The organism is Corynebacterium sp. 1103A (assembly GCF_055700955.1).
Window position 1 is genome coordinate 45,343 of record NZ_JASTTF010000006.1, and the last position, 24,542, is coordinate 69,884.

Annotated in this window: 23 protein-coding genes; 3 read left to right on the forward strand and 20 right to left on the reverse strand. The window is 66.1% G+C overall.

Annotation, left to right across the window (positions count from 1 at the left end):
• Window positions 1-29: 29 nt before the first annotated feature.
• The 8 genes from gmk to pyrR all read right to left on the reverse strand — a co-directional run bounded on the left by gmk (window position 30) and on the right by pyrR (window position 9,534).
• On the reverse strand, window positions 30-599 hold the full coding sequence (gene gmk, locus QQS52_RS05975) for a guanylate kinase (protein WP_472773018.1): 570 nt from the start codon (window positions 597-599) through the stop codon (window positions 30-32).
• Between the two features lie 8 nt (window positions 600-607).
• Window positions 608-928: an integration host factor, actinobacterial type gene (gene mihF / locus QQS52_RS05980; protein WP_070768354.1), complete on the reverse strand. Its 321-nt coding sequence runs from the start codon at window positions 926-928 to the stop codon at window positions 608-610.
• A 239-nt stretch (window positions 929-1,167) separates the two neighbouring features.
• Window positions 1,168-2,037 carry an orotidine-5'-phosphate decarboxylase gene (pyrF, locus tag QQS52_RS05985; RefSeq protein WP_472773019.1) on the reverse strand — a complete coding sequence of 290 codons (870 nt, stop codon included), beginning with the start codon at window positions 2,035-2,037 and terminating at the stop codon, window positions 1,168-1,170.
• Complete coding sequence (carB, locus tag QQS52_RS05990; protein WP_472773020.1) at window positions 2,018-5,362, reverse strand: carbamoyl-phosphate synthase large subunit; 3,345 nt, start codon at window positions 5,360-5,362, stop codon at window positions 2,018-2,020. The genes pyrF and carB overlap by 20 nt, the downstream gene beginning before the upstream one ends.
• A gap of 26 nt (window positions 5,363-5,388) precedes the next feature.
• Window positions 5,389-6,549, reverse strand: a complete 1,161-nt coding sequence (gene carA, locus QQS52_RS05995; RefSeq protein ID WP_472773021.1) for a glutamine-hydrolyzing carbamoyl-phosphate synthase small subunit — start codon at window positions 6,547-6,549, stop codon at window positions 5,389-5,391.
• Window positions 6,550-6,624: 75 nt separating this feature from the next.
• Entirely contained in the window at window positions 6,625-7,986 is a 1,362-nt protein-coding gene (locus tag QQS52_RS06000; RefSeq protein ID WP_472773022.1) for a dihydroorotase, read from the reverse strand.
• Between the two features lie 13 nt (window positions 7,987-7,999).
• Window positions 8,000-8,953: an aspartate carbamoyltransferase catalytic subunit gene (locus QQS52_RS06005; RefSeq protein WP_472773023.1), complete on the reverse strand. Its 954-nt coding sequence runs from the start codon at window positions 8,951-8,953 to the stop codon at window positions 8,000-8,002.
• Between the two features lie 2 nt (window positions 8,954-8,955).
• Window positions 8,956-9,534, reverse strand: a complete 579-nt coding sequence (gene pyrR / locus QQS52_RS06010; RefSeq protein WP_070768348.1) for a bifunctional pyr operon transcriptional regulator/uracil phosphoribosyltransferase PyrR — start codon at window positions 9,532-9,534, stop codon at window positions 8,956-8,958.
• 280 nt (window positions 9,535-9,814) lie between these two features.
• On the opposite strand from pyrR, the gene QQS52_RS06015 reads away from it, so the two are divergent.
• The 3 genes from QQS52_RS06015 (at window position 9,815) to QQS52_RS06025 (ending at window position 12,329) form a co-directional block, all read left to right on the forward strand.
• A complete protein-coding gene (locus tag QQS52_RS06015) occupies window positions 9,815-11,191 on the forward strand; it encodes a TIGR01777 family oxidoreductase (RefSeq protein WP_472773024.1) in 1,377 nt (458 codons plus the stop codon).
• A 168-nt stretch (window positions 11,192-11,359) separates the two neighbouring features.
• Window positions 11,360-11,851 (forward strand): YbjN domain-containing protein, encoded by a 492-nt coding sequence (locus QQS52_RS06020; RefSeq protein WP_472773025.1) that lies wholly within the window; start codon window positions 11,360-11,362, stop codon window positions 11,849-11,851.
• Complete coding sequence (locus QQS52_RS06025) at window positions 11,844-12,329, forward strand: YbjN domain-containing protein (protein WP_070768345.1); 486 nt, start codon at window positions 11,844-11,846, stop codon at window positions 12,327-12,329. Before QQS52_RS06020 ends, QQS52_RS06025 begins: the two co-directional genes overlap by 8 nt.
• A gap of 144 nt (window positions 12,330-12,473) precedes the next feature.
• Here the strand turns inward: QQS52_RS06025 and nusB are convergent, their stop codons facing one another.
• The 12 genes from nusB to alaS form a co-directional block, all read right to left on the reverse strand.
• Window positions 12,474-13,037 carry a transcription antitermination factor NusB gene (nusB, locus tag QQS52_RS06030; protein WP_472773087.1) on the reverse strand — a complete coding sequence of 188 codons (564 nt, stop codon included), beginning with the start codon at window positions 13,035-13,037 and terminating at the stop codon, window positions 12,474-12,476.
• Between the two features lie 73 nt (window positions 13,038-13,110).
• A complete protein-coding gene (gene efp, locus QQS52_RS06035) occupies window positions 13,111-13,674 on the reverse strand; it encodes an elongation factor P (RefSeq protein WP_472773026.1) in 564 nt (187 codons plus the stop codon).
• A 173-nt stretch (window positions 13,675-13,847) separates the two neighbouring features.
• Window positions 13,848-14,945, reverse strand: a complete 1,098-nt coding sequence (locus QQS52_RS06040; protein ID WP_472773027.1) for a M24 family metallopeptidase — start codon at window positions 14,943-14,945, stop codon at window positions 13,848-13,850.
• 136 nt (window positions 14,946-15,081) lie between these two features.
• Window positions 15,082-15,531: a type II 3-dehydroquinate dehydratase gene (gene aroQ / locus QQS52_RS06045; protein ID WP_472773028.1), complete on the reverse strand. Its 450-nt coding sequence runs from the start codon at window positions 15,529-15,531 to the stop codon at window positions 15,082-15,084.
• The gene (aroB, locus tag QQS52_RS06050; RefSeq protein WP_472773029.1) at window positions 15,531-16,601 is read right to left on the reverse strand and encodes a 3-dehydroquinate synthase; all 1,071 of its coding nucleotides are present in this window, start codon (window positions 16,599-16,601) and stop codon (window positions 15,531-15,533) included. Before aroB ends, aroQ begins: the two co-directional genes overlap by 1 nt.
• A 56-nt stretch (window positions 16,602-16,657) precedes the next feature.
• The gene (locus tag QQS52_RS06055) at window positions 16,658-17,194 is read right to left on the reverse strand and encodes a shikimate kinase (protein ID WP_472773030.1); all 537 of its coding nucleotides are present in this window, start codon (window positions 17,192-17,194) and stop codon (window positions 16,658-16,660) included.
• Window positions 17,195-17,227: 33 nt separating this feature from the next.
• Window positions 17,228-18,451, reverse strand: coding sequence for a chorismate synthase (aroC, locus tag QQS52_RS06060; RefSeq protein WP_472773031.1), 1,224 nt, complete (start codon window positions 18,449-18,451; stop codon window positions 17,228-17,230).
• Window positions 18,452-18,495: 44 nt separating this feature from the next.
• Complete coding sequence (locus tag QQS52_RS06065; RefSeq protein WP_472773032.1) at window positions 18,496-19,002, reverse strand: prepilin peptidase; 507 nt, start codon at window positions 19,000-19,002, stop codon at window positions 18,496-18,498.
• Window positions 19,003-19,095: 93 nt separating this feature from the next.
• The gene (locus QQS52_RS06070) at window positions 19,096-19,944 is read right to left on the reverse strand and encodes a shikimate dehydrogenase (protein ID WP_472773033.1); all 849 of its coding nucleotides are present in this window, start codon (window positions 19,942-19,944) and stop codon (window positions 19,096-19,098) included.
• 20 nt (window positions 19,945-19,964) lie between these two features.
• Window positions 19,965-21,155 (reverse strand): endolytic transglycosylase MltG, encoded by a 1,191-nt coding sequence (gene mltG / locus QQS52_RS06075; protein ID WP_472773034.1) that lies wholly within the window; start codon window positions 21,153-21,155, stop codon window positions 19,965-19,967.
• A 60-nt stretch (window positions 21,156-21,215) separates the two neighbouring features.
• On the reverse strand, window positions 21,216-21,749 hold the full coding sequence (ruvX, locus tag QQS52_RS06080; RefSeq protein WP_472773035.1) for a Holliday junction resolvase RuvX: 534 nt from the start codon (window positions 21,747-21,749) through the stop codon (window positions 21,216-21,218).
• Between the two features lie 4 nt (window positions 21,750-21,753).
• Window positions 21,754-24,420, reverse strand: coding sequence for an alanine--tRNA ligase (alaS, locus tag QQS52_RS06085; RefSeq protein WP_472773036.1), 2,667 nt, complete (start codon window positions 24,418-24,420; stop codon window positions 21,754-21,756).
• Between the last annotated feature and the right edge of the window lie 122 nt (window positions 24,421-24,542).

Genomic DNA, 24,542 nt, shown 5'->3' on the forward strand with positions numbered 1-24,542 from the left:
GTTGAATTGCGGATACTTGAATACTGACTCTAACCTTGCAGGATAGCACTGATGGCGGCGACCGCCTCTTCCAAGTCCTCGTTGACCACCACGTGGTCGAACTCGTCTTGGGCTGCTAGCTCTTGCCGTGCGGTTTCCAGCCTACGCTCGATAACGTCCTGCGGTTCCGTGCCCCGGCCGGTCAAGCGGTCCACCAGCGTCTCCCACGACGGGGGCGCTAGGAAGACCAGCTGCGCCTCGGGCAGCGCTTTCTTAACGGCGCGGGCGCCGGCCAGATCAACTTCGACCAAGACCGGGCGACCTTCGGCCATCGCGTCCTTCACGGGCTGCGCTGGCGTACCCGACCGCTGGAGCCCGCCGTGGATCTCTGCCCACTCGAGCATCTCGCCGGAGTCGATGCGCTCTTGGAACTGTTCCGGAGTGACGAAGAAATAGTCAACCCCGTCTTGCTCACCAGGACGGGGTTGCCGGGTCGTCATGGACACGCTGAAATACAGCCGATCCACTCCGGTGCGTAGGCGCGAAACCACCGTGGATTTACCCACTGCGGACGGCCCAGCCAGTACCACTAGCCGCCCGCGCTTGGTTGCACCAGACATGACGGGTCTTAGGAGGAGTAGCCGAAGCGCTCCAGCAGGGCGCGACGCTGGCGCTCACCCAGGCCGCGCAGGCGGCGGGTCTGAGCAATCTCCAGGTCTTCCATGATTTCCTTAGCCTTGACCTTGCCCACCTTCGGCAGTGCTTCCAGGAGAGCGGAGACCTTGGTCTTGCCGATGATCTCGTCGCTTTCTGCCTTGTCCAGAACTTCCTTCAGGTTGGTAGCGCCGCGCTTCAGATCAGCCTTCAGCTCAGCGCGAGCCTTACGGGCCTCAGCAGCCTTAGCGAGGGCTTCCTTACGCTGCTCATCGGTCAACTTTGGAAGGGCCACAGGGTTTCCTCCGATTCGTTAGATTGATTTTGACGTCCAGTACATGAATACCAGATCCCGGAGCCAGTACCAGCGCATTACACGCAAGCACGCGCTCCGACTTCTGGCAATCCTAGCACTGCTAGTAAATCGATGACGTTACCGGGCTTGGTGCCAGACACGGTTTCAGCACGTCATCAAGGTGCGGTTACTAAAATACCAGGTTAGGCCCGGGGGCGATAATCGGCCCGACGGGCTTTCTAATCCCGGAATTCCGCCGCGGTGAATTCGACTGCTTTTTGCAGGTCATCCACCTTAGGGCCGCGATCCAGGATGGCGCGCGAGACATTCGCGAAGCCCAGTTCGGCCCGCCCGGCAACGATCGCGCGAACCTGCTCGGGACCAGCACCTTGGGCGCCCACGCCCGGCAGCAGGACCGGCCCGTTGAGCTGCCCCAGCTCCGGCGGGGTATCCAGCGTCGCGCCGACCACCACGCCGATATCCCCGGCCTGGCACGACCGGTCGGTCGCGTTGCGCTCGGCACAGGCATCCACCACGGACTGGGCCACGGTGCGAGAGCTACCCGACTCCTGGAATCCCTGGAGGCGGCGCGCCTCGGGGTTGGAGGTCGCTGCCAGCACGAAAATTCCGCGCCCGGTCGCCCGCGCGACCGCGAAGGCCGGCTCCAGGGCGCCTACGCCCAGGTACGGGCTCAGCGTCACCGCGTCGGCCCGCAGGGGCGAGTCCTCGCCCATCCAGGCGTCGGCGTAGCCGGCCATGGTGGAGCCAATATCGCCGCGCTTGGCGTCCGCCACGCTCAGACATCCGGCCTCTCGCAGGCCGGACAGGGTCTCTTCCAGGGCCGCCAGGCCCGCCGAGCCGAAGCGCTCGTAGAAAGCCACCTGGGGCTTGACCAGCGCGGCCACCGGCGCGAAGGCCTCCACGCAGCGGCGGCTAAATTCGCGCACGCCGACGGCGTCTACGCCTAGGCCCCACTGCTTAAGCAGGTACGGGTGCGGGTCGATGCCGACGCACAGCCGGCCGCGTTCCTGGCCGGCGGCGACCAACCGCTCACCGAAGCCCGGCCCGGGGATGACGGGCTGCTGCTGGCTAGTTGTTGACCGGGGCATGCTTGAGCTCCTGCAGCGCGCGTACCTCGAAGTTGCCCTGGCGCTGCGCCTCGAGCGCCTGGACGCCGGCGGTCACGCCCTGGACGGTGTTAATCAGCGGCACGTCCACCTCGACGGCGGCGGCGCGGATCTCGTAGCCGTCGTGGCGGGAGCCGGAGGAACCGGCCGGGGTGTTGATAATGAGGTCAACCTCGCCGTCCAGGATGCGGTCCACGATGGACTTGCCCTCTGCCCCGCCGCGGATGTCCGAGGACTTGAGAACGGACTCGCACTCGATGCCGTTGCGGCGCAGGATGGAGGCGGTCCCTTCAGTTGCTAGGATCTTGTACCCCATCGTCGACAGGCGGTGGATCGGGAAGATGAGCGTGCGCTTGTCGCGGTTGGCCACGGAGACGAAGACCGAGCCCTCCTTCGGCAGCTTGGCAAAGCCGGCGGTTTCCGCCTTGAAATAGGCGGCGCCGAAGTTGTCGGCCAGACCCATGACCTCGCCGGTGGACTTCATCTCCGGCGACAGCAGGGTGTCCAGCATGGAGCCGTCCGGGCGGCGGAAACGGTTGAAAGGCAAGACCGCCTCCTTGACCGCCAGCGGGTGCTCCATCGGCAGGGCGCCGCCGTCGTAGTTTTCCGGCAGCATGCCCCCGGCGCGCAGGTCGGCGATGGTCGAGCCCATCATGATGCGGGCGGCGGCCTTCGCCAGCTGCACGCCGGTCGCCTTGGAGACGAACGGGACCGTGCGGGAGGCGCGCGGGTTAGCCTCAATGATGTAGAGCACGTCGTCCTTGAGCGCGTACTGGACGTTCATCAGGCCCTTGACGCCGATGCCCTCGGCGAGCTTGCGGGTCGACTCGCGAACCTTCTCGATGTCTTGCGGCCCCAGGGTCATCGGCGGCAGCGAGCAGGAGGAGTCCCCGGAGTGGATGCCGGCTTCCTCGATGTGCTCCATGACGCCGCCCAGGTAGACCTCCTCGCCGTCGCACAGGGCGTCGACGTCGATCTCGATGGCCGAATCCAGGAAGCGGTCCACCAGCACCGGATGGTCTTCGCTGAGCTCGGTAGCGCGCTCGATGTAGGACTCCAGGGAGGGCTCGTCGTAGACGATCTCCATGCCGCGTCCACCCAGGACGTAGGATGGGCGCACCAGGACCGGGTAGCCGATGTTGGCGGCGACCTCGCGGGCCTCGGCGAAGCTGGTGGCGGTGCCGAACTCCGGGGCCGGCAGCTCGGCGGCGGCCAGCACCTTGCCGAATTCGCCGCGGTCCTCGGCCAGGTTGATGGCCTCCGGCGTGGTACCCACGACCGGCACCCCGGCCTCGGCCAGGCGCTCGGCCAGGCCCAGCGGGGTCTGGCCTCCGAGCTGGACGATGACGCCGGCGACCGTGCCGGAGGTGGACTCGGCGTGGTAGATCTCCATGACGTCCTCGAACGTCAGCGGCTCGAAGTAGAGGCGGTCGGCGGTGTCGTAGTCCGTGGAGACGGTTTCCGGGTTGCAGTTGACCATGACAGTCTCGTAGCCCTGGCGCGACAGCTCGAGCGCGGCGTGCACGCAGGAGTAGTCGAACTCGATGCCCTGGCCAATGCGGTTCGGGCCGGAACCCAAGATGATGACCTTGTCGCGCTCGCGCTGCTCGGCCACCTCGGACTCGGCGTCCGGGTCCAGCTCGTAGGCCGAGTAGTGGTACGGGGTCTGGGCCTCGAACTCGCCCGCGCAGGTGTCCACCGTCTTATAGACCGGGCGGATGCCCAGGGACCAGCGCAGGGAACGCACGCCGTCCTCGCCGGCGAACTCGGTTCGCAGCGCGGCGATCTGGGCGTCCGACAGGCCCAGGTACTTGGCCTCGCGCAGCAGTTCGGCGTCCAGGACTGGGGACTCCAGCAGCTTGGTACGGAAGGTCACCAGCGCCTGCAGCTCGGCCAGGAACCACGGGTCGATTCCGGAGGCCTCGTGGACCTCGTCCACGGTAGCGCCCAGGCGCAGGGCCAGCTCGGCGTCGTACATGCGGCCCTCGGTCGGGGTGCGCAGGTCCTCCAGGACGGCGTCCTTGTCGCCGGCGCGCTCGCCAGCGAAGAACTTGTCGTCGGTGGTCCAGAAACCCGCGGGCTTGTTTTCCAGCGAGCGCATGACCTTGTTCAGTCCGGCGATGTAGTTACGGCCGATACCCATGGCCTCGCCCACCGACTTCATGGTGGTGGTCAGAGTGTCGTCGGCTCCCGGGAACTTCTCAAAGGCAAAGCGCGGGGCCTTGACGATGACGTAGTCCAGGGTCGGCTCGAAGGCCGCCGGGGTCACGCCGGTGATGTCGTTGGTGACCTCGTCCAGCGTATAGCCGATGGCCAGCTTGGCGGCCAGCTTGGCAATCGGGAAGCCGGTGGCCTTGGACGCCAGCGCGGAGGAACGCGACACGCGCGGGTTCATCTCGATGACGATGATGCGCCCGTCCTCCGGGTTCACGGCGAACTGGATGTTGCAGCCGCCGGTGTCCACGCCCACGGCGCGGATGATGGAGATGCCCAGGTCGCGCATCTTCTGGTACTCGCGGTCGGTTAGGGTCAGCGCCGGGGCCACGGTGACCGAGTCGCCGGTGTGCACGCCCAGGGCGTCGACGTTTTCGATGGAGGCGATGACCACGACGTTGTCGTCGCCGTCGCGCATTAGCTCAAGCTCGAATTCCTTCCAGCCGAGGATGGATTCCTCAATGAGCACGTTGGCCTCCGGGGAGGCGGCCAGGCCGCCGCCGGCGATACGGTCTAGGTCCTCGTAGCTAAACGCCAGGCCGGAGCCCAGGCCACCCATGGTAAACGACGGGCGGACGACGACCGGCAGGCCCAGCTCCTCGACGGTGGCGTGGACCTCGTCCATGTTGTAGCAGACCGCCGAGCGGGCGGATTCGCCGCCGACGGAGGCGACGATGTCTTTGAACTTCTGGCGGTCCTCGCCGCGCTCGATGGCGTCGATGTCCGCGCCGATGAGCTCGATGCCGTATTTGTCCAGGATGCCGAGGCGGTCCAGCTGGATGGCCGCGTTCAGGGCAGTCTGGCCGCCCAGGGTGGCCAGCACGGCGTCGATCCGGTGGCCCTCCTCAATCTCCTTGACGAAGATCTTCTCGATGAACTCCGGCTCGATGGGCTCGACGTAGGTGTGGTCGGCGAATTCCGGGTCCGTCATGATGGTCGCCGGGTTGGAGTTGACCAGGGTTACCCGCAGGCCTTCCTCCTTGAGCACGCGGCAGGCCTGGGTGCCGGAGTAGTCGAACTCGCAGGCCTGGCCGATGACAATGGGTCCGGAGCCAATGACCAGGACGTGGTTAATATCGTTGCGCTTAGGCATGGTTTCTTTGCTATCCTTCCTGGTCTTTACTTGTTTTCTGCACGCTGGCTGAGCAACTCGATGAACTGGTCAAACAGCGGGTTGGCGTCGTGGGGGCCGGCGGCGGATTCCGGATGGTACTGCACGGAATAGGCCTTGCCGCTCTTCAGCGCCACGCCCTCGACGGTGCCGTCGTTGAGGCAGGTGTGGGTGATAATGGCCGGCCCGAAGTCGGACTCGAACTCCCCGCCCGGCTTGCCCGTCGGGTTTTCCAGCGCGAAGCCGTGGTTCTGGGAGGTGATGTCGATCTTGCCGGTCAGGTGGTTTTGCACCGGGACGTTGATGCCGCGGTGGCCGAACTTCATCTTGTAGGTGCCCAGGCCCAGCGCGCGGCCGAGCAGCTGGTTGCCGAAGCAGATGCCGAAGAACGGGTAGCCGGCGGACAGGATGTCGCGGACGATGCCGACCATCTCATCGGCCGTGGCTGGGTCGCCCGGCCCGTTGGATATGAAGACCCCATCCGGGTGGTACTGCTCGATCTCTGTGAGCGGGGTGCCGGACGGCACGACGACGGTCTCGATCCCGCGGCGGGCGAAGTGGCGCGGGGTGGCGGATTTGATACCCATGTCGTAGGCGACGACGGTGTAGCGCTTCTCCCCTTCCGCCCCCACGGTATACGGCTTAGCGGTGGTCACCTCGCTGGACAGGTTGGCGCCTTCCATCGAGTCTTGACCCTTGACTTCGGCGAGCAGCTCCTCGACGTCGCGCTCGGCGGCCTCGCCGCTGAAGATGCCGGCGGCGATGGAGCCGTAGTTGCGCAGGTGGCGGACCAGGGAGCGGGTGTCGACGCCGCGGATGCCGATGATGTTCTGGGCTTCCATCTCCTCCGGCAGGCTGCGCTTGGCGCGCCAGTTGGACACGCGGTGCGCCAGGTCGCGGATTACCAGGCCGGCGACCCAGATACGGTTGCCGCGGGACTCGTTATCCTCGTCGTTCCAGCCGGTGTTGCCGATCTGCGGAGCGGCCGTGACCACAATCTGGCGGTGGTAGGACGGGTCTGTCATGGTTTCCTGGTAGCCGGTCATGCCGGTGGTAAACACGGCCTCACCGAGGGTCGTGCCGGTGGCGCCGAAGCCGAAGCCGCGGAATGTGCGGCCATCGGCCAGGACCAGGATGGCCGGCGTGTTGGGGTGGGCTGAGTCAGTCATGAATGTACCTTTCGCTGACTAGTGCATCTTCAAAAGTATTATATGCGGTCTGATGTATTTCTTCCACGACTGGCTTTAGTCTTCAGCCTCGCGGGAGTACGTCACCGCGCCACGCAGGATGGTGTGGGTAACCTGCGCGTTGAATTCCTCCCCCTCATAGGGGTTGTTCCGCGCCTTGGAGGCCAGCCGCGTCGCGTCTGAAGTCCACGGGCTGTTCGGGTCCACCAGCGTCAGGTTCGCCGGCTCCCCAACCGCAACCGGGCGTCCGTGGCCGGGCAGGCGGGTGATTTCCGCCGGGCGCTCCGACATCACTCGGGCGACGAAGCGCCAGTCGGCCAGGCCGGAAGCGACGAAGATCTCGGCGATAACCGCCAGCGAGGACTCCAGGCCGAGCATGCCCGGCTTGGCGTTTTCGAATTCCACGCACTTGTCCTCGGCGCCGTGCGGCGCATGGTCCGTGGCCACGCAGTCGATGACCCCGTCCAGCAGCGCCTGGCGCAGGGCCTGCGTGTCGTGCTCCTCGCGCAGCGGCGGGTTGACGCGGAAGACGCCGTCGTAGGTGTGTAGCTTGTCGTCGGTCAGCAGCAGGTGGTGCGGGGTCACCTCCGCAGTCAGCGGAATGCCCTGAGACTTAGCCCACTTAAGTAGCTCCACGGTGCCGGTGGTCGAGGCGTGACAGATATGCACGCGGTTGCCGTAGTCCCGGGCCAGCAGGGCGTCACGGGCGACAATTGATTCCTCGGCCGCCCGCGGCCAGCCGGTGAGCCCCAGCTTGGCGGCGGTCTCGCCTTCGTGCGCCACTGCCCCGTCGGTCAGCCGCGGCTCCTCGGCGTGCTGGGCCAGCAGCACGTCCAGGCCCTTGGCGTATTCCAGGGCGCGGCGCATCAGCTGCGGGTCGGCCACGCACTTGCCGTCGTCGGAGAACATCCGCACCTTGGCGTCGCTGCGGGCCATCATGCCGAACTCGGTGAGCGTCTTGCCCTCGAGCCCCTTGGTAATAGAGCCCACCGGGTGCACGTCACAGGTGCCAATGCGCTGGGCCTTGGCCCAGATGGACTCCGCGATGACCGGCTGGTCCGTGACCGGGTTGGTATTGGCCATGGTGAACACGGCGGTGAACCCGCCCTTGGCGGCGGCCTGGGAACCGGTCTCGATGGTCTCGGTGTCCTCGCGGCCTGGCTCGCGCAGGTGGACGTGCATGTCCACCAGGCCCGGCAGCAGGACGTTGCCGGCGCCATCGATAACCTCGGCCTGCTGGGCCTCGTCCCCAGCCAGCTTCTCGGCCAGGCCCGGGCCCATCTCGGCGATAACGCCGTCGCGGACTAGGACGTCGACCGGGTCGCCCTCGCCGTAGGGGCGAACGTTGGAAATAAGGAGAGGGCGCTGCGGCACCGGGTGGGTGGCGCCGGTAGCCGGGAATTGAGAAGTGTTGGTCATGAGTATCTTTCTCCTATTCCGCCGAGCTTTCGCCGCCGGCGAGCAAAGTGAACAAGACTGCCATACGCAGGTGCACGCCGTTGTTGACCTGCTGCAGGACGGCGGTATTGTCGTAGTCAGCCACCTGGTAGGTGATTTCCATGCCGCGGAGCATCGGCCCCGGGTGCATGATGATGGCGTCCTTTTTCATCTGGGCCGCGCGCTGCGGCGACAGGCCGTAGAGGTTGGCGTATTCGCGGTGCGACGGGAAGAAGCCGCCGTGCATGCGCTCAGCCTGCACGCGCAGCATCATGACCACGTCGGCGTCGGCCAGCTCGGTGTCGAAGTCGTAGGCCACGCGCACCGGCCAGTTCTCCACGCCGTTCGGCAGCAGCGTCGCCGGGGCGACCAGGGTGACCTCCGCGCCGAGCTTGGTGAGCAGATCCACGTTGGAGCGCACCACGCGCGAGTGCAGGCAGTCGCCCACGATCTTCACGCGCAGGCCGGAGAAGTTCCCGCCGCTAATCCCCAGGCGCTGGCGCATGGTCACCGCGTCCAGCAGGGCCTGGGTGGGGTGCTGGTGCGCGCCGTCGCCGGCGTTGATAACCGACGGGCCCTCGCCGTCCGGGGCCACCCAGCGGGCCAGCTGCTGCGGCGCGCCGGAGGACGGGTGGCGGATGATGATGGCGTCCGCGCCGATAGCGGCCAGGGTCAGGCCGGTATCGCGCAGGGACTCGCCCTTTTTGACCGAGGACGTCGAGGCCGAGAGGTTAATGACGTCGGCCGACATCCACTTGCCCGCCGTCTCGAACGACGAGCGGGTGCGCGTGGAGTTCTCATAGAACAGGGTGTAGATGGTCCGTCCGCGCAAGGTCGGCAGCTTCTTGACCTCGCGGCCATCGAGGACCTCTTTGAAACGGTCTGCCTCGTCCAGAAGCGCCACCAGGTCAGTCGCGCTGACGTCGGCAATATCGAGTAAGTGCTTCATGACTAATCCTCCCGGTAGATGCGAGTCAGCACGACCGCGTCGCGGTCATCAAGGTCGCGGCTGTAGACAGCAATGTCCTCGTCGCGCGATGTCGGGATATTCTTGCCCACGTAATCCGCGCGGATGGGGACCTCGCGGTGGCCACGGTCGACCAAGCAGGCCAGCTGGATAACGCGGGGGCGCCCCACATCGGACAGAGCGTCCAGGGCGGCGCGGATGGTGCGGCCGGAAAACAGGACGTCGTCGACCAGGATGACGGTCGTGCCGTCAATACCGCCGCCGGGGATCCGGGTCGGCTGCAGGGCGCGGTGCGGTTTGGAACGCAGGTCGTCGCGGTAGAGCGTGATGTCCAGGGAGCCGCACGGCACAGTCACGCCGGCGAATTCTTGGATCTTTTCTGCCAGCCGGTGGGCCAACGGCACACCACCGGAAGGAATACCCAGCAAAACGACTGGGTTCGCGTCGGCCTCATCAAGGGCCGTCTTTTCAATGATTTGGTGCGCGATGCGTGCGACAGTGCGCGCGACGTCGTCTGAGCTCAGCAACTCAGTGGACTCCGCGGAGGTGTCGGAACCACTCATCGTGACCTCCTTCCCCGCCTCACGGTGCGGTCTTTAAAGGATGTCGAATAAGGGTCAGATGAAATTATTCACGTAGGCGGGTACGAGGCGTTGCCTTCCCCGCTCGTGCTAAGGCGAATCTTAGCAGCCCCCGCACCCAGATCGCACCCCTGCGCGTAGCTGAAACACATCCTCCCCCGAACTCGGGGGCGGGCCGAGCGCGCGGCCGGCCAAAAACTGGGATAATAGTTGGTTACACTCCACCGAATACCCGGACTTTTTAAAGGAGTTCTTTCACACCGTGACATTCCAGGCACAACACGTCATCCCCGCCGACCGCGAGCAGGTATGGGACTGGCACACCCGTCCCGGCGCCGTGAGCCGGCTGACCCCGCCTTTCCTGCCCATGTCCCCGCGGGAGCAAGCCCGCAGCCTGGCCGACGGCACCACCGTGTTTTCTCTGCCGGCCGGGCTCAAGTGGATCGCCCGCCACGACTTGTCCCGGTACCGCCGCGGATTTTCCTTCAGCGACGTCTGCGTTTCCGCCCCGCTCAAGCGGCTGGCGTCCTGGCGCCACGACCACGAGTTCGCCGACCACGCGGGCGGCACCTTGATCACAGACACGGTGGATACTCGCATCCCCGATAGCTCCCTGGAGTCCGCTTTTGCCTACCGGCAGCACAAGCTAATCGGGGATTTTAACTTCATCAACCAGCTGCGAGACCAGGGCATCAACGTCCTGGCCACCGAGTCCCGCCCGCTGACCGTGGCGATGACTGGCTCCCGCGGCTCCGTCGGGCGCGCCCTTTCGGCCCAGCTGACCACACTGGGCCACCGCGTCATCCAGCTGGTCCGATCGGAGGCCAAGGATGACCAGCGCATCTGGAACCCGGACTCGCCGGCCCGCAACCTGCTCGACGACGTCGACGTGCTGGTGCATCTTGCCGGCGAGCCGATCTTCGGGCGCTTCAACGACAAGCACAAGCAGGAAATCCGCGACTCCCGCGTGGGGCCCACCCAAAAGCTCGCCCAGCTGGTGGCCAACAGCCCGGATACCCACACCTTCGTCTGCGCCTCCGCCATCGGCTTCTACGGCAACGACCGCGGTGACGAGGTGCTTACCGAGGACTCCGCCTCCGGCGACGGCTTCCTGGCCGATGTGGTCCGCGACTGGGAAGCCGCGACCACCGAGGCCCGCGAGGCCGGCAAGCGCGTGGTCAACATCCGCACCGGGATCGCCCTGACCGGAACCAGCGGACTGCTGCCGCTGCTGCGCGCGCTGTTTTCCGCCGGTCTTGGCGGCTCCTTCGGCGACGGCGACTTTTGGTTCTCCTGGGTCGCCTTTGACGACCTGTGCGATATCTACACCCGCGCCATCTTCGACACCGCCCTATCTGGGCCCGTCAACGCGGCGTCGACCGCCCCGGTGCTGAACCGGGAGATGACCAAGACCCTGGCCGAGCAGCTCAAACGCCCAGCCGTCCTGCCCATCCCCACTTTCGGCCCGGCCCTGCTGCTGGGCAAGGAAGGCGCCCAAGAGCTCGCGCTGGCCGACCAGCGCGTGGCCCCGGTCAAGCTGCAAGAGCACGGCCACGTCATGCGTTTCGGCAGCATCCAGGACACCTTCGCCCATGAGCTGGGCAACCAGCGCCTCTGGCAGCCGTCCGACTCCAACTAACCGCCCGCGCCCCACGCCGGCAACCTCTCCGTTATGCTGGATAGACGGATTACCCGCCAAGGAGTTCGGCCTGCCCACCGGCATGCCCGGATCGCAGTGCCCAAGTCCCGCGGTAGGTAACGAATGATTTTCGACCCCTTTTAAGCTACAAGTTTGGATTTTGTCCCAGTGACTGATGAACAACCCCAATTGCACCCGGACACCCCAGTGGAGCCGGTAACCCTCGCCCGCGTCGGGGAAATCTTCGACGCCGAAAAGCTGCAGTACCGGATGGAAAACCAGCCAGTCAGCGACGAGGAGACCATCGACATCCTGCGAACCGGTTTCTCCAACGCCGCCATCGCGATGCAGGTGCGGGAAAACACCCTCATCCTGGATTCGGTCTGGCGCGGCGACGTGCCGGCCGCGGAGGGCCCGAAGGTCCTGGCCCAGCTCAACCAGTGGAACACCGAGCACTTCGCCCCCACCCTGCGTTTCTTTGAGGCCGGAGAGGGCAGCCTGGCCGTCTCCGCCGTGCGTGAGCTCAACATCAGCCAGGGCCTGTCCCGCAACCAGATCGGTGCGTTCGTGATGTCCACCCTGGACGCCGTCGTGCAGTCGTTTACCTGGCTGGAACAGCAGTACCCGGAACTCGTGACCTGGGAGGAGCACAATGACTAACCAGAACCCTACCGACACCGCACTACCGGAGGTCACCCTGGAACGCGTCATCGACGCGATGCGCACCTTCGAGATCGAGCTGGAAAAGATCGAAGGCCGCAACGACGCCGCCACGGCTAACCTCAACGGCCTGCCGTGCATGTTCGCGGTGCTGGATTCCGTGGTCATCGTCCGCTGCGACGTGGCTACCGACGCCTCCTTCTCGCAGGCCGATGCCGGGCTCTTCCTGGCGGCCAACCAGATCAACTCGGTTTCCTTCGGCGCCCGCGTGGCCATAGCCGAGCACGAAGACATGCTCATCGTGCGTTCCGAGCGCGACCTGCCGGTGGCCGCCGGCGCGACCGACGGCCAGTTGACCGCAGCGCTCCAAGCCGCCGTCGACGGCGTCATCGGCGCCCAGAACGCCATGGTTTCCGCCGCCGAGGAAATGGCCAAGATGGGCTCCGAGACCGCCCAGGAAGCCGGCGGCGACAACTAGCAGAGCCAATTCATCACGAAAAGCTGGCTGTCCTCCTTCTCCAACCTCGCGCACTAGCGCGGGTGGATCGGAAGGCCAGCCAGCTTTTTAGATCTTGCAGACAACGCCCCACAGCCGGCCTGCGCCGAAGCGGCGGGACCGCGCCTACTCAGCCGGTGTGTCCTTCTCCCCTTCCGGGGAATCCGCAGCGGTCTCAGCGCCGTCGGTGGTCTCAGCGCCGTCCGCGGTCTCCTCGGAGGCGAGGTCCTCCTCGGAGGCCATCGGGCTGCCGGCGCGGCGGGACTGCGCGACGTCGTCGAGGACCGCGTTGATGTACGGGGCGGCCTTGATGTGCGAGTATTCGCTGGCCAGCTCCACGCCTTCGGTCACGGCGGTAGCCAGCGGTACCTCCGGGTTGTAGAGCAGCTCCCAGGTGGACACGCGCAGGATCGCTCGCTCGACGGGAGGCAGCCGGTCCAGGCGCCAATCGTCGGCAAGGTAGCGAGCGATCGCGTCATCGATGTCGTCCAGCTCTTCGGCCACGCCTTGGACGATTTCTGCGGTGTAGTCCGCGATCGGCGCAACGCCGTGCTCGCCTTCTAGGGCCAGGCCCTTTCGTTCCTCGACGATGGCTACCGGATCGATGTCGCGGTTTTCTGCCTCGTAGAGGATGTCGGCGGCACGCCGCCGTGCCCGGTACCGTGCGCCGTGGCGACGGTTGCGGGACACGCGCTCGGGAGACGAGCTGTGCTGCTCGTAATTTTCTTCCGTCACTGGGTCCTTCTTTTGTTCTTGCTGCACGCTAGTTGCTGACGCGGGACAGGTACTCGCCCGTCCGGGTATCCACCTTGAGCACGTTGCCGGTCTCGATGAACAGCGGGACCTGGATCTCGGCGCCGGTCTCCAGGGTGGCCGGCTTGGTGCCACCGTTGGAGCGGTCGCCCTGCAGGCCCGGATCGGTATGCTCGACCTTCAGGTCAACGTTGATCGGCAGCTCGGCGAACAGCGGCTCGCCCTCATGGAAGGAGACCTGCACGCGCATGTTCTCCAGCAGGAACTTGGCGGCGTCGCCAAACTTGTCCGGGCTCAGCTCGACCTGCTCGAAGTCCTTGTCATCCATGACGACGTAGTTGCTGCCGTCGTGGTACAAGTAGGTCATGTCGCGGCGGTCCACCGTCGCGGTCTCGACCTTGGCGCCGGCGTTCCACGTCTTGTCCGTGACCTTGCACGAGACAACGTCCTTGAGCTTGGTGCGCACGAAGGCAGGGCCCTTGCCCGGCTTGACGTGCTGGAACTCAATAATCTGCTGTAGCTTATTGTCAATCTTTAGAACAAGACCGTTCTTGAAAGCAGTGGTATCAGCCACGAATCAATCTCCCGAAATCTGTTGGATTAAAAGTTACGTCTTACCAGTTTACTATCCCTGCCGGAATGCGTGTAAAACCGGCGCCCACTTTTTGTGGTGGGCAACCGGCGGCAACGCCCCGGGCGGTCAGTGCGTCCGCGCGGGCAGTACCTAGCGTGGACCTGGGGCCCAGGCTAGAAGGACCGCAGTTCCTTCGGCGAGCGGGTGATGATAGTCGGGGCGCCGTCGGTGATGATGAGGGTGTCCTCGATCCGCACGCCGCCCTTGCCGGGCACGTAAACGCCCGGCTCGATGGTCAGCGTCATGCCGGCGGCCAGGGTGCCGTTGGCGTTGCGGGCGGCCGCGGGCGCCTCGTGGACGAGCAAGCCCACGCCGTGGCCGGTCGAGTGGACGAAGTACTCGCCGTAGCCGGCCTCCTCGATGACGTCGCGGCAGGCCTTGTCCACGTCCGCGAGTGCCGTGCCCGGGGTGGCCGCCGCCACGCCGGCCTCCTGGGCACGCTTAACCACGTCGTAGATCTCCCGGACGAACTCGTCCGGTTCACCGATGACGACGGTGCGCGTCATATCGGAGTTGAAGCCGCGCAGGTGGGCGCCGAAGTCGATGGTGACCAAGTCGCCGTCTTCCAGCACCCGGTCGTCGGCGCCGTGGTGCGGCAGCGCGGAGTTCGGGCCGGAGGCCACGATGGTGTCGAAGCTGGTGCGCTCCGCGCCGGCCTCGCGCATCCGGTATTCCAGGTCGGCTGCGATCTGGCGCTCGGTGCGGCCCGCGCGGACCTCGCCCGCGGCTAGCATCGCCTCGAAGGCATCGGTAGCCAGCTGCGCCAGGGAGTCCAGGCGTTCCAGCTCGAGCGGATCCTTGTAGAGGCGGATCTCCTCAATCACGCCGGAGATAGGAACCAGAGTCACGTCCTCCGGGCAGGCCTTCTCCAGAGCCGCGTGCTGGTTAACCGAGACCGTGTCCGCTTCGAAGCCCACCCTCAGCGGCCCCTGCCCCTCCAGGGTCTTGAGCAGGGCCATGCCGACACCGCGCTCGATAATCGGGGTGATGTCCGGCACTTCCTGCTTAATCTGGGTAGTGTACCGCCCGTCGGTGGCTATAGCGGCGGAAAGGTCCTTCCGCAACAGCAGCGCGCCGTTCGAGCCGGAGAAATTCGACAGGTAACGCACGTGGATAAGATCGGTGACCAAAATCGCGTCGATGCGCTGCCCCGCCAGCTGCGCCGCAAGCTTCCGACGCCGGTCGCTAAAACGAGTATCTGCCAAAGCCATGGTTAATCCTTTCCGCTGAGCAAAATGCACTAAAGGCAGGCTTTTAAAGCCCACCGCGTAGGACACCCATTCTAGCCTGTGTCCGCAGACACGGTAACCGTTTTCACACCGGCGTTAAGGCGCGGGTCTGCAGGGCTTAGGAAGAGGCGGTGAAGTACGAGAGGGCGGCGAGGTAGCCAACCGGGCCGAGTCCGGCGATGACGCCGCCAGCGATGGCCGACAGGTAGGAGCGCTGCCGGAATTCTTCCCGGGCGTGCACGTTGGACAGGTGGACCTCCACGAAGCCCGCGCCGTCGGCGATCTCCGCGAGCGCGTCGCGGATGGCCACGGAGGTATGGGTAAAGGCCCCGGGGTTGATGATGACACCCGCGCCGGCATCGGCGGCGGCGTGGACGCGGTCGATGATCTCACCTTCGTGGTTGGACTGGAAGAAGTCCAGCTCCAGTTCGGCGCCCTCCGCGCGGAGCTTCTCCCCGCGCTGGCGGATCATCTCCTCGATATCGCGCAGGGTGGTGGCGCCGTAGACGTCCGGCTGGCGCTTGCCCAGCCGGTTCAGGTTGGGCCCGTTGATGATAACTACCTGCATTATCTGCTCGCCTTCTCAAATGCTTGGCGCAATTCGTCCTCGCTCGGGCCCTCAACGCGGGTGGTCGCCCCCACCGCGGTCAAGGCCACGAAGCGGATTTTACCGTCCCGGTTTTTCTTGTCATGGCGCATGGCCGCGTGCAGCTCCGGCCACTGGCCGTCGCGGTAGGCAACCGGCAGGCCGACGGAGGTGAGGACCTCACGGTGCAGCTCGACCAGATCGGCGTCGATGAACCCGCGGGCCTCGGCCAGGTAGGCCACGAACATCATGCCCACGGCCACGGCGTTGCCGTGGCGCCAGGAGTAGTCCTCCGCGCGCTCGATGGCGTGCCCGAAGGTGTGCCCGTAGTTCAGGGTCTCCCGCAGGCCAGACTCCTTGAGGTCCTCGCCCACCACGTGGGCCTTGACCGCCACCGAGCGGGCGATAAGTTCCGGCAGGGCGCCGTCCGGGTCCAGGCAGGCGGCCGGGTCGCGGCGGTAGAGCTCGATGATCTCCGGGTCGTGGATGAAGCCGGTCTTGATGATTTCTGCCGAGCCGGTCACCATCTCTTCGTCCGGAAGGCTGCGCAGCACCTCAATGTCGGCGAAGACGGCCAGCGGCTCGTGGAAGGACCCAACCAGGTTCTTGCCGGCCGCGGTGTTGATGCCGGTCTTGCCGCCGACAGCCGCGTCCACCATGGCCAGCAGCGTCGTTGGCACCTGCACCACGCGGATGCCGCGCATCCAGGTCGCCGCGACGAATCCCGCCAGGTCCGTGGTCGCACCGCCGCCGAAGCCGACGACAAGGTCCTGGCGGCCAAAGCCGGCCGCGCCGAGCTTGTCCCAGAGCTCGCTGACGACGCTGAGCTGCTTGGCGCGCTCAGCGTCCGGCAAGAGCCAGACGTGGCAGCGCACGCCGGCGCCCTCAACCACGTCGGCGAGCCGGCGCGCGGAGGCGCTCAAGACCTCGGGGCAGAGGATGGCTACCTGGGCCGCGCCGGACTCCCGGATGGTCTCGACGATTTCCGGGGCCAGCCCGTGACCAATGTGGACCTGATACGGTGCCGGGCCGTTAACCGGAATGACGGGCATGGGCTTCTCCTCGACAAAATTAGGGGGTGGGGTGTGACGGTTAGAGGGTGGTCTTCCTACAGGGTCTCCAAGAAGCCGAGGATATCCCCGACCACCTGCTGCGGGCTGCGCCCGTCGGTGCGGGCACGGTAGTCGGCGACCTCGCGGTAGAACTCATCGCGTTGGTCCAGCAGCTCCTGGTAGCGCGCCAACGGGTCCTCGGACTGCAGGACCGGGCGGGAGTTGTTGCTGGAGGTGCGCCGCACACCTTCCTCCGCGCTGACTTCCACCCAGATGACTGTGTGGCGCTCCAGCAGGTCGCGGGTGGCCGAGCTGACCACGGCTCCCCCGCCGAGGCTGACCACGCCGCCGGCAGACAGGGCCTCGGCCACGTGCTTTTCTTCCTCGTGGCGGAAATCTTCCTCGCCCAGCTCGGCGAAGACCTCACCGCAGGGCTTGCCGTGGGCGACCTCGATCAGTTGGTCCGAATCCACCAGCCCGACGTTCAGCGCCCGGGCGAGCCGGCGCCCGATGGTCGATTTACCGGCGCCGGGCGGGCCCACCAGCACTGCCAGCGGTCGCGGAGCTCCCGTCGCTAAAGGAGGTACGGTCATCGTAGTCCTGGCCTTTCCAGTGTGTTTGGTCTTTTAGGCTTCGGGGTTATCCTGCGGGCAGTTCAAGCGCTGGGCGACGTAGTCCTGGTAAGCGGCGATGTTGCGCTTGGTCTCCGCTAAGCTGTCGCCGCCGAATTTCTCCCGCACGGCGCGGGCGACGACGAGCGCCACCATGGCCTCGGCCACCACGCCGGCCGCGGGCACCGCGCACACGTCGGAGCGCTGGTGGATGGCGGTCGCGGCGGAACCGTCGGCCATGTCCACGGTCTGCAGCGCACGCGGCACGGTGGAAATCGGCTTCATGGCCGCCCGCACCCGCAGCTGCTGGCCGTTGGTCATGCCGCCCTCGAGGCCGCCCGCGCGGTTAGTCAGCCGGTCAACGCCGTCGTCCGTGCGCACCATCTCGTCGTGCGCGGCGGAGCCGCGGCGGCGGGCCTCGGCGAAGCCGTCGCCGATCTCCACGCCCTTGATGGCCTGGATGCCCATCAGCGCGGCCGCCAGCTGGGCGTCGAGGCGATCCTCGCCGCTGATGTGCGAGCCCAAGCCGATGGGCAGCCCGTCGACGACGACCTCCACGATCCCGCCTAAGGTGTCACCCTGCTTCTTGGCGGCCTCGATCTCGGCGACCATGCTCTCCTCAGCGGCCTTGTCGAAGGAACGCACCGGGGAGGCATCGATAGCCGCAAGATCCGCCGGCGCCGGGGCCGGGCCCTCATAAGGATCGGAAGCGCCGATGGAGATGACGTGGGAGATCACCTCCACGCCGAGGGTCTCCCGCAGGAAGTTGCGGGCGAAGGTGGCCGCGGCCACGCGGGCGGCGGTCTCCCGGGCGGAGGAACGCTCCAGGATCGGGCGGGCCTCGGCGTGGTCATACTTGACCATGCCGGCAAAATCCGCGTGTCCCGGTCGCGGGCGGGTCAGCGCCGCGCCGCGGCCCGACTGCATGGCTTCTGCGACCTGCGCGTCGTCCATATCCAACGGGCCCGGGCTCATCACGGTGGTCCACTTCGGCCACTCCGTATTGCCGATCATCACCGCAATCGGGCTGCCCAAGGTCTGGCCGTGGCGGACGCCGGCGAGCAGGGTCAGCTCATCGGCCTCGAACTTCATTCGGGCGCCGCGGCCGTAGCCCAGCCTCCTCCGCGATAGTTGCAGCGCAATCTCGTCCTTAGTAATCGGAACCCCGGCCGGCAGGTGCTCAAGCAGCGCGATGAGCGCCTGCCCGTGGGATTCTCCCGCAGTTGTCCAACGAAGCATGGCTGTCATTATTTCACGCCGGCCCTGTGAAGTGGTGCATCCGTCTACATTATGGGGGTAGCCACCCACCTGGCGGCCGCCACCGCGGCGGCGGCAAAGAGCATGGCCGGACCGTGTGGGACGCCCCGGTGATCCGCCTTCCGGCCGCTGCCGGCAGCGGTGCATAATAATCCGGCCCCCAGGGTCACCAGCCCGGCAATGACCATCGCGGCGAGCACCCCGGCCGTCCCGGCAAGCGCGGCGCAGCCCACCCCGAGCGGGGCCGCGAGCTTTATGTCCCCGCCGCCTAAGCGCCCGACCGGGCCGGGCAGCAGCGCCTGGGCGAGGTAGACGCCCGGCCAGATAAGCCCCACGGCCCAGGACGGATACTGAAAAAGCGCGAGGACTGCTACTGCCCCGGCGGGCAGCGTCAGCCAGTTGGGCAGGCGCCGGGCGCTAAGGTCCCACCAGCACAGTGTCGCGGCCCAGGCCACCAGCAGCCAAAGCCCCACGGCACAGGCCGCGATTGGTAACTCTTCCCCCGTGGTCACGAAAGGCGCAGTGTGCACCATAAGCTGATTCTCCCCCGCTTCCCCCAAAGCTTGAACCTCGTGTAGCCCAGCTTAAGGGATCGGGCGCGGGGCTGCCCAGGGCGCGGTCGTGGGCTAGCTGCGCTTGGCGCGGTTTATTAGCGAGCTCTGGCGGGCGGCCAGGGCGCTGTTGAGCGCGTCAATCATCTCTTCTTGCGGGGCAGGCTGGCCCGTGAACTGCTCGAACTGACTGAAGGCCTGGTGGGCCAGCATGATGTGCCCGTTGACCGTCGCGTAGCCGTTCGCCGCGGCGGCCACGGTCAGCGGAGTCGGCCAGGGCTCGTAAATGACGTCTAGCACCGGCGCGTGCGCGAGATCCAGCAGGTGGTCTTCCAGCGCCGCCGAGGGAACCGTGGAGACGATGACCCCGGTGCCCAGGGACAGCTGCTCCAAGTCGGTGTGGAAGTCCGTGGTGCGCAACTCCAGGCCCAGCTCGCGGGCTAGCGGCTCGAGCTCGGCGCGGCGGTTGGAGCGGTTGAGCACCGTGACGGTTTTAACGCCGCGCTGGGCCAGAGCCCACAGCGCCGGGCGCGCGGTACCGCCGGCGCCGATGACCACGGCCTCGTCCACGTGCTGGTCCCAGAGCAGGCGCTGCAGCGCGCCGATGACGCCCTCGGTGTCGGTGTTGTCGGCCCGCCAGCGCGCCTCGCTCAGCCGCACCAGGGTATTGGCCGAGCCCAGCAGGCGGGCGCGGTCGGTGACCTCGTCGGCGATCTCCACCGCGGCGAACTTGCCCGGCATGGTCACGGAGAAACCGCGCACGTCGGCGGCGGCCCCACGCACGAGCCCGGGGAGCTGTTCGGCCGTGCACTCCTGCCGGCCGTAGTCCCAATCCTCCAGACCGAGGGCCGCGTAACCGGCGTTGTGCAAAACCGGGGAGAGCGAGTGCTCGATGGGCGAGCCCAATACCGCCGCGCGTGGCATGACCGAGGTCTCCTAGTTCTCTAGTTTTCAGCGTTCTCGGCGTCGGCCGGGTTGGTGCCTTGGCGCTGGTGGTCCAGGATGCCCGAGTCGAGGGCCTCGCGGACCTTTTCCTGGTGCTCGTCGAAGTTGTTGGTGAACACGGTCGTGCCCTGATCATCCACGGTGACGAAGAAGAGCCACTCGCCCTCGGCGGGGTGCTCCATCGCCTGGATGGCTTCCTCCGACGGCGACGCGATCGGCGTATCCGGCAGGCCATCCTTGGCGTAGGTGTTCCACGGCGTCTTGCGATCACGGTCCTCGTCGGTGGTGGCCAGCTCGACGTCTTCCAGGCCGTAGTTGACGGTGGAGTCGAACTCCAGGCGCATGGGCTCGTCTAGGCGGTTCAGGATGACACGCGCGACCTTGTCGAACTCGCCGGCCGGGGCCTCGCGCTCGACCAGGGAGGCAGAGGTAAGCAGCTCGTAGGGACTCACGCCAATGGCCTGGGCACGGCCCACGATGTCGGTTTCGTTGTACTGCTCCGCGGAGCGGGAAACCAGATCGGTCAGGATCTCCTCGGCGCTCATGTTCGGGTCCAGGATGTAGCGGCCCGGCGCAATGAGGCCCTCCAGGCGCTTCGGATCGTCGCCGCGGGCCTTGACGGGTTCGATAGCCCACTCCGGGGCACCCAGCTGCTGCGGGTCCACGGTCGCCGCGACACGCTCCAGCTCGTCCTTCTGGACGCAGTTGCCTTCCTCGCAGGTGACCTTCTCGATCATGGAGTAGATGCCGTAGCGCACGTCGCCGCCGATGACGGAGACGTCTTGGAGCGTCGCGCCGCCTTGCACGTCCAGTAGGTCGACCTGGTTGTTAAGGTCGAGCAGCGCCTCGACTGCAGAATCTGCGCTCATCTCCTCCTGCAGGCGGTAGAAGCCCGGCTGCAGCGAGCCGGCGTCAACGTTGTTGGCGGCGGCAGTCTGGAAAGCCTCGTCGCTTTTCACCACGCCCTTGTCCACCAAGTCACGGCCCAGCTCCGAGATGGAGGACCCCTCCGGCACCTGGATCAACTGGGTCACGCCGTTACCCGTCCCTTCAAAGTCGGTACGCGACCCTCCCTTGTCGCCCACCAGGATTTGGCCGCCGATGTAGACGATCGCGCCGATGATCAGCACGAAGGAGGCGATCAGCACGGCTAAGCCACGCTGTCGTCGCTTCACAAACTTCGGTTCCATGCGCCTAGCCAAGCGCTGTTCATTGCGGCTCACTAAATTAGTCTCCTGAGGTCGAAGGCTTTATTGGTCTGCGTCATTCTGTTTATCGGACAATGCTCGCGCGCGTGCATCCAGCCAGCTTTGGAGAATCTCCACAGCAGCGGCTTGGTCAATCACTTTACGGCCCTTCTTCTCGGATACTCCAGAGGCACGCAAGGCTTGGGTGGCGACCACCGTGGTGAGACGCTCATCCGCCAATCTGACAGGTGCTAACGAAACCATCGTTTCAGACTTCGCCAACCGGCGACGGATACGAAACGCAATCTCCTTGGCGTGCTTGACGCTTTTGGATCCGTTGGCCTGCAAATCCCGCGGCAGCCCGACGACCACTTCGGTAACTTGGTACTGTTCGGCCAGCTCAACGAGCCGATCGATGTCCGCGCCGTCGCGGTCCTTGAAGCCGGTGACCCGCGCGACGGTCTCGACGGGGGTCGCCAGGCGCGCGTCGCGATCGCTGACGGCTACCCCAATTCGGACAGTGCCAACGTCTACGCCGAGCCGCCGGCCGGGGCCGGGGTCGTCAAGGCCGGGAGTATCCGGTGTGACTTTCGCCATAGACCTACAGCTTCTCCAACATGTCCTTGACGGCGTCGAAGCCGCGCTCGGCTCCCTCGGCCAGCTGGCCGGAGCCCTGCGCCATGTCCGGCTTGCCGCCGCCGCGGCCGTCGACGTATTCGCCGAAGAGCTTGACGATGTCACCGGCCTTCACGCCGCGTTCCACGGCGGACGGGGTCGCGGCGATGATGAAGGAGAACTTCTCGCCGTTCTTCGCACCCAGCGCGATAACGCCGTCGTGGTCCTTCAGGCGGTTCTTCAAGTCCGTGGCCACGGTGCGCAGGTCGTTGCCGTCCGTGCCCTCCGGCAGGCGCAGCATGATGGTCCGGAAACCGTTGACCTCGCGGGCGGCGGCCACGAAGTCCGCGGCCTGGGCCTGGAGCTGGGCCTTGCGGAGGCTGGAGATTTCCTTCTCCGCGGCCTTGAGCTTCTCGCTCAGCTGGGCGATCCGGTCCGGCAGTTCCTCGGTCTGGACCTTCAGATCGCGGGATACGCCCTCGACCAGGGCGGCTTCCTTGGAGAAGTACTTGAACGCGTCCAGGCCGGTGTAGGCCTCGATGCGGCGGGCTCCGGAGCCAACGGAGGACTCACCCAGCACGGAGACCGGGCCCACCTGGGAGGAGGCGCCGACGTGGGTGCCGCCGCAGAGCTCGATGGAGAACGGGCCGCCGATTTCCACGACGCGGACGTTGCGGCCGTAGTTCTCGCCGAACAGCGCCATAGCGCCCATCGCCTTGGCCTCCTCCAGGGAGGTCTCGATGGTGTTGACCGCCAGGTTGGAGTCCACCGCCTGGTTGGTGATGAGGGCGATCTCCTCCATCTGGGCCTCGGTGAGCTGGTCGGTGAAGTTGAAGTCGAAGCGCAGGTAGCCCGGACGGTTCATGGAACCGGCCTGGACCGCGGTCGGGCCCAGCACCTGACGTAGCGCGGCGTGGATGAGGTGGGTGGCCGTGTGCGCCTGGGTGGCGCCGTGGCGCCAGGCGGCGTCGACCTCCGCGGTCATACGGGTGCCCAGATCCAGCCCGCCGGCGGTCACGGTGGCCTTGTGGACCCACAGCTTCTTGCCGATCTTCTGCACGTCGTCGACCTGCAGGGTGGTCTCGCCCGCCACCAGGCGCCCGCGGTCGGCCATCTGGCCGCCGGACTCGGCGTACAGCGGGGTCTGGTCCAGGATGACCTCGACCTTGTCTCCTACCTCGGCCTCGGTGACCTTCTCGCCGTTGCGCACCAGGCCGATGACCTGAGCGTCGGAGCTAAGCTCTTCGTAACCAGTGAAGATGGTTGGTTGGTTGTCGACCCATTCGCGGTAGAGCGACTCATCGGTGTGCCCGTGTTTCTTGGCGCGGTTGTCAGCCTTGGCGCGCGCCTTCTGCTCGGCCATGGCGGCCTCGAAGGCGGGCATGTCGACCTCGAGGCCGGCCTCGGCGGCCATCTCGAGGGTCAGGTCGATCGGGAAGCCGTAGGTGTCGTGCAGGGCGAAGGCGTCCTCGCCGCGCAGGGTTTTCTTGCCGGCGGCCTTAACAGCAGCGGCGGCCTCGTCGAAGCGGTAGGTGCCGGATTCGAGGGTCTTGAGGAAGGCCTTTTCCTCGTTCTTGGCCACGCGGAGGATGCGCTCGCGGTTGTCAGCGATTTCCGGGTAGGACGGCTCCATGGTGTCCATGACCGTGGTCAGGAAGCGCTCGATGGTTTCCCCGGTCGCGCCCAGCAGGCGGGCGGAGCGGATAATGCGGCGCAGCAGGCGGCGCAGGATGTAGCCGCGGCCCTCGTTGGACGGGGTCACGCCGTCCAGGATGAGCATCATGCCGGTGCGGGAGTGGTCCGCGATGACGCGGAAGCGGATGTCATGCTCGTGGTTCGAGTTGTACTTCGAGCCGGTCAGCTCCTCGGCCACGTCGATGACTGGGCGAAGCAGGTCCGTCTCGTAGACGTTGTCCACGCCCTGGAGCAGGCAAGCGACGCGCTCGATGCCCAGGCCGGTATCGATGTTCTTCTTCGGCAGCTCGCCGACAATTTCGAAATCGCCCTTGCCGTTGCCTTCGCCGCGCTCGTTCTGCATGAAGACCAGGTTCCAGATCTCCATGTAGCGGTTGTCGTCCGCGGCCGGGCCGCCCTCCTTGCCGTATTCGGCGCCGCGGTCGTAGTAGATCTCGGAGCACGGCCCACAGGGCCCGGGCACGCCCATGGACCAGTAATTGTCCTCCATGCCCATGCGCTGGATGCGCTCTTCGGGCACGCCGATCTTGTCGTGCCAGATGCTGGCGGCCTCGTCGTCGGTCTCGTAGACGGTGACCCACAGACGCGCTGGGTCCAGGCCGAAGCCGCCCTCCTCGATCGAGTTGGTGAGCAGCTCCCACGCGTTAGTGATAGCACCTTCCTTGAAATACTGGCCGAAGGAGAAGTTGCCGGCCATCTGGAAGAAGGTGTTGTGGCGGGTGGTGATGCCGACCTCTTCGATGTCCAGGGTGCGTACGCACTTCTGGATGGAGGTGGCCAGCCCGTTCGGGAAGGGCGGGTTCTGCTGGCCCAGGAAATAGGGCTTGAAGGGAACCATGCCGGCGTTGACGAACAGCAGGTTAGGATCATCCAGGATCAGCGAGGCGCTGGGGACGGGCTCGTGGCCCTTATTCACAAAATGCGCAGTAAAGCGCTCCCGAATCTCGTGGGTCTTCACCAGGTAACTTCCTTTGACTATCGACTAACGTCAGTAACAGCGCTCAACTTTACCCGCCCCGCAGCTGCGGGTGAAGTTCGGGACGCTCAAATCGCCCCGCCCCGCCGGCTTGCTCACGTGCC

Bases quoted from the DNA above. Each gene is read 5' to 3' on its own strand.
- pyrF (WP_472773019.1), bottom strand. From the start codon at position 2,037: ATGCCCCGGTCAACAACTAGCCAGCAGCAGCCCGTCATCCCCGGGCCG.
- aroB (WP_472773029.1), bottom strand. From the start codon at position 16,601: ATGCCCGTCATTCCGGTTAACGGCCCGGCACCGTATCAGGTCCACATT.
- carA (WP_472773021.1), bottom strand. From the start codon at position 6,549: ATGACTGACTCAGCCCACCCCAACACGCCGGCCATCCTGGTCCTGGCC.
- QQS52_RS06055 (WP_472773030.1), bottom strand. From the start codon at position 17,194: ATGACCGTACCTCCTTTAGCGACGGGAGCTCCGCGACCGCTGGCAGTG.
- QQS52_RS06040 (WP_472773027.1), bottom strand. From the start codon at position 14,945: ATGGCTTTGGCAGATACTCGTTTTAGCGACCGGCGTCGGAAGCTTGCG.
- QQS52_RS06000 (WP_472773022.1), bottom strand. From the start codon at position 7,986: ATGACCAACACTTCTCAATTCCCGGCTACCGGCGCCACCCACCCGGTG.
- QQS52_RS06070 (WP_472773033.1), bottom strand. From the start codon at position 19,944: ATGCCACGCGCGGCGGTATTGGGCTCGCCCATCGAGCACTCGCTCTCC.
- aroQ (WP_472773028.1), bottom strand. From the start codon at position 15,531: ATGCAGGTAGTTATCATCAACGGGCCCAACCTGAACCGGCTGGGCAAG.
- gmk (WP_472773018.1), bottom strand. From the start codon at position 599: ATGTCTGGTGCAACCAAGCGCGGGCGGCTAGTGGTACTGGCTGGGCCG.
- QQS52_RS06065 (WP_472773032.1), bottom strand. From the start codon at position 19,002: ATGGTGCACACTGCGCCTTTCGTGACCACGGGGGAAGAGTTACCAATC.
- QQS52_RS06025 (WP_070768345.1), top strand. From the start codon at position 11,844: ATGACTAACCAGAACCCTACCGACACCGCACTACCGGAGGTCACCCTG.
- pyrR (WP_070768348.1), bottom strand. From the start codon at position 9,534: ATGAGTGGTTCCGACACCTCCGCGGAGTCCACTGAGTTGCTGAGCTCA.
- aroC (WP_472773031.1), bottom strand. From the start codon at position 18,451: ATGCTTCGTTGGACAACTGCGGGAGAATCCCACGGGCAGGCGCTCATC.
- mltG (WP_472773034.1), bottom strand. From the start codon at position 21,155: ATGGAACCGAAGTTTGTGAAGCGACGACAGCGTGGCTTAGCCGTGCTG.
- carB (WP_472773020.1), bottom strand. From the start codon at position 5,362: ATGCCTAAGCGCAACGATATTAACCACGTCCTGGTCATTGGCTCCGGA.
- ruvX (WP_472773035.1), bottom strand. From the start codon at position 21,749: ATGGCGAAAGTCACACCGGATACTCCCGGCCTTGACGACCCCGGCCCC.
- QQS52_RS06005 (WP_472773023.1), bottom strand. From the start codon at position 8,953: ATGAAGCACTTACTCGATATTGCCGACGTCAGCGCGACTGACCTGGTG.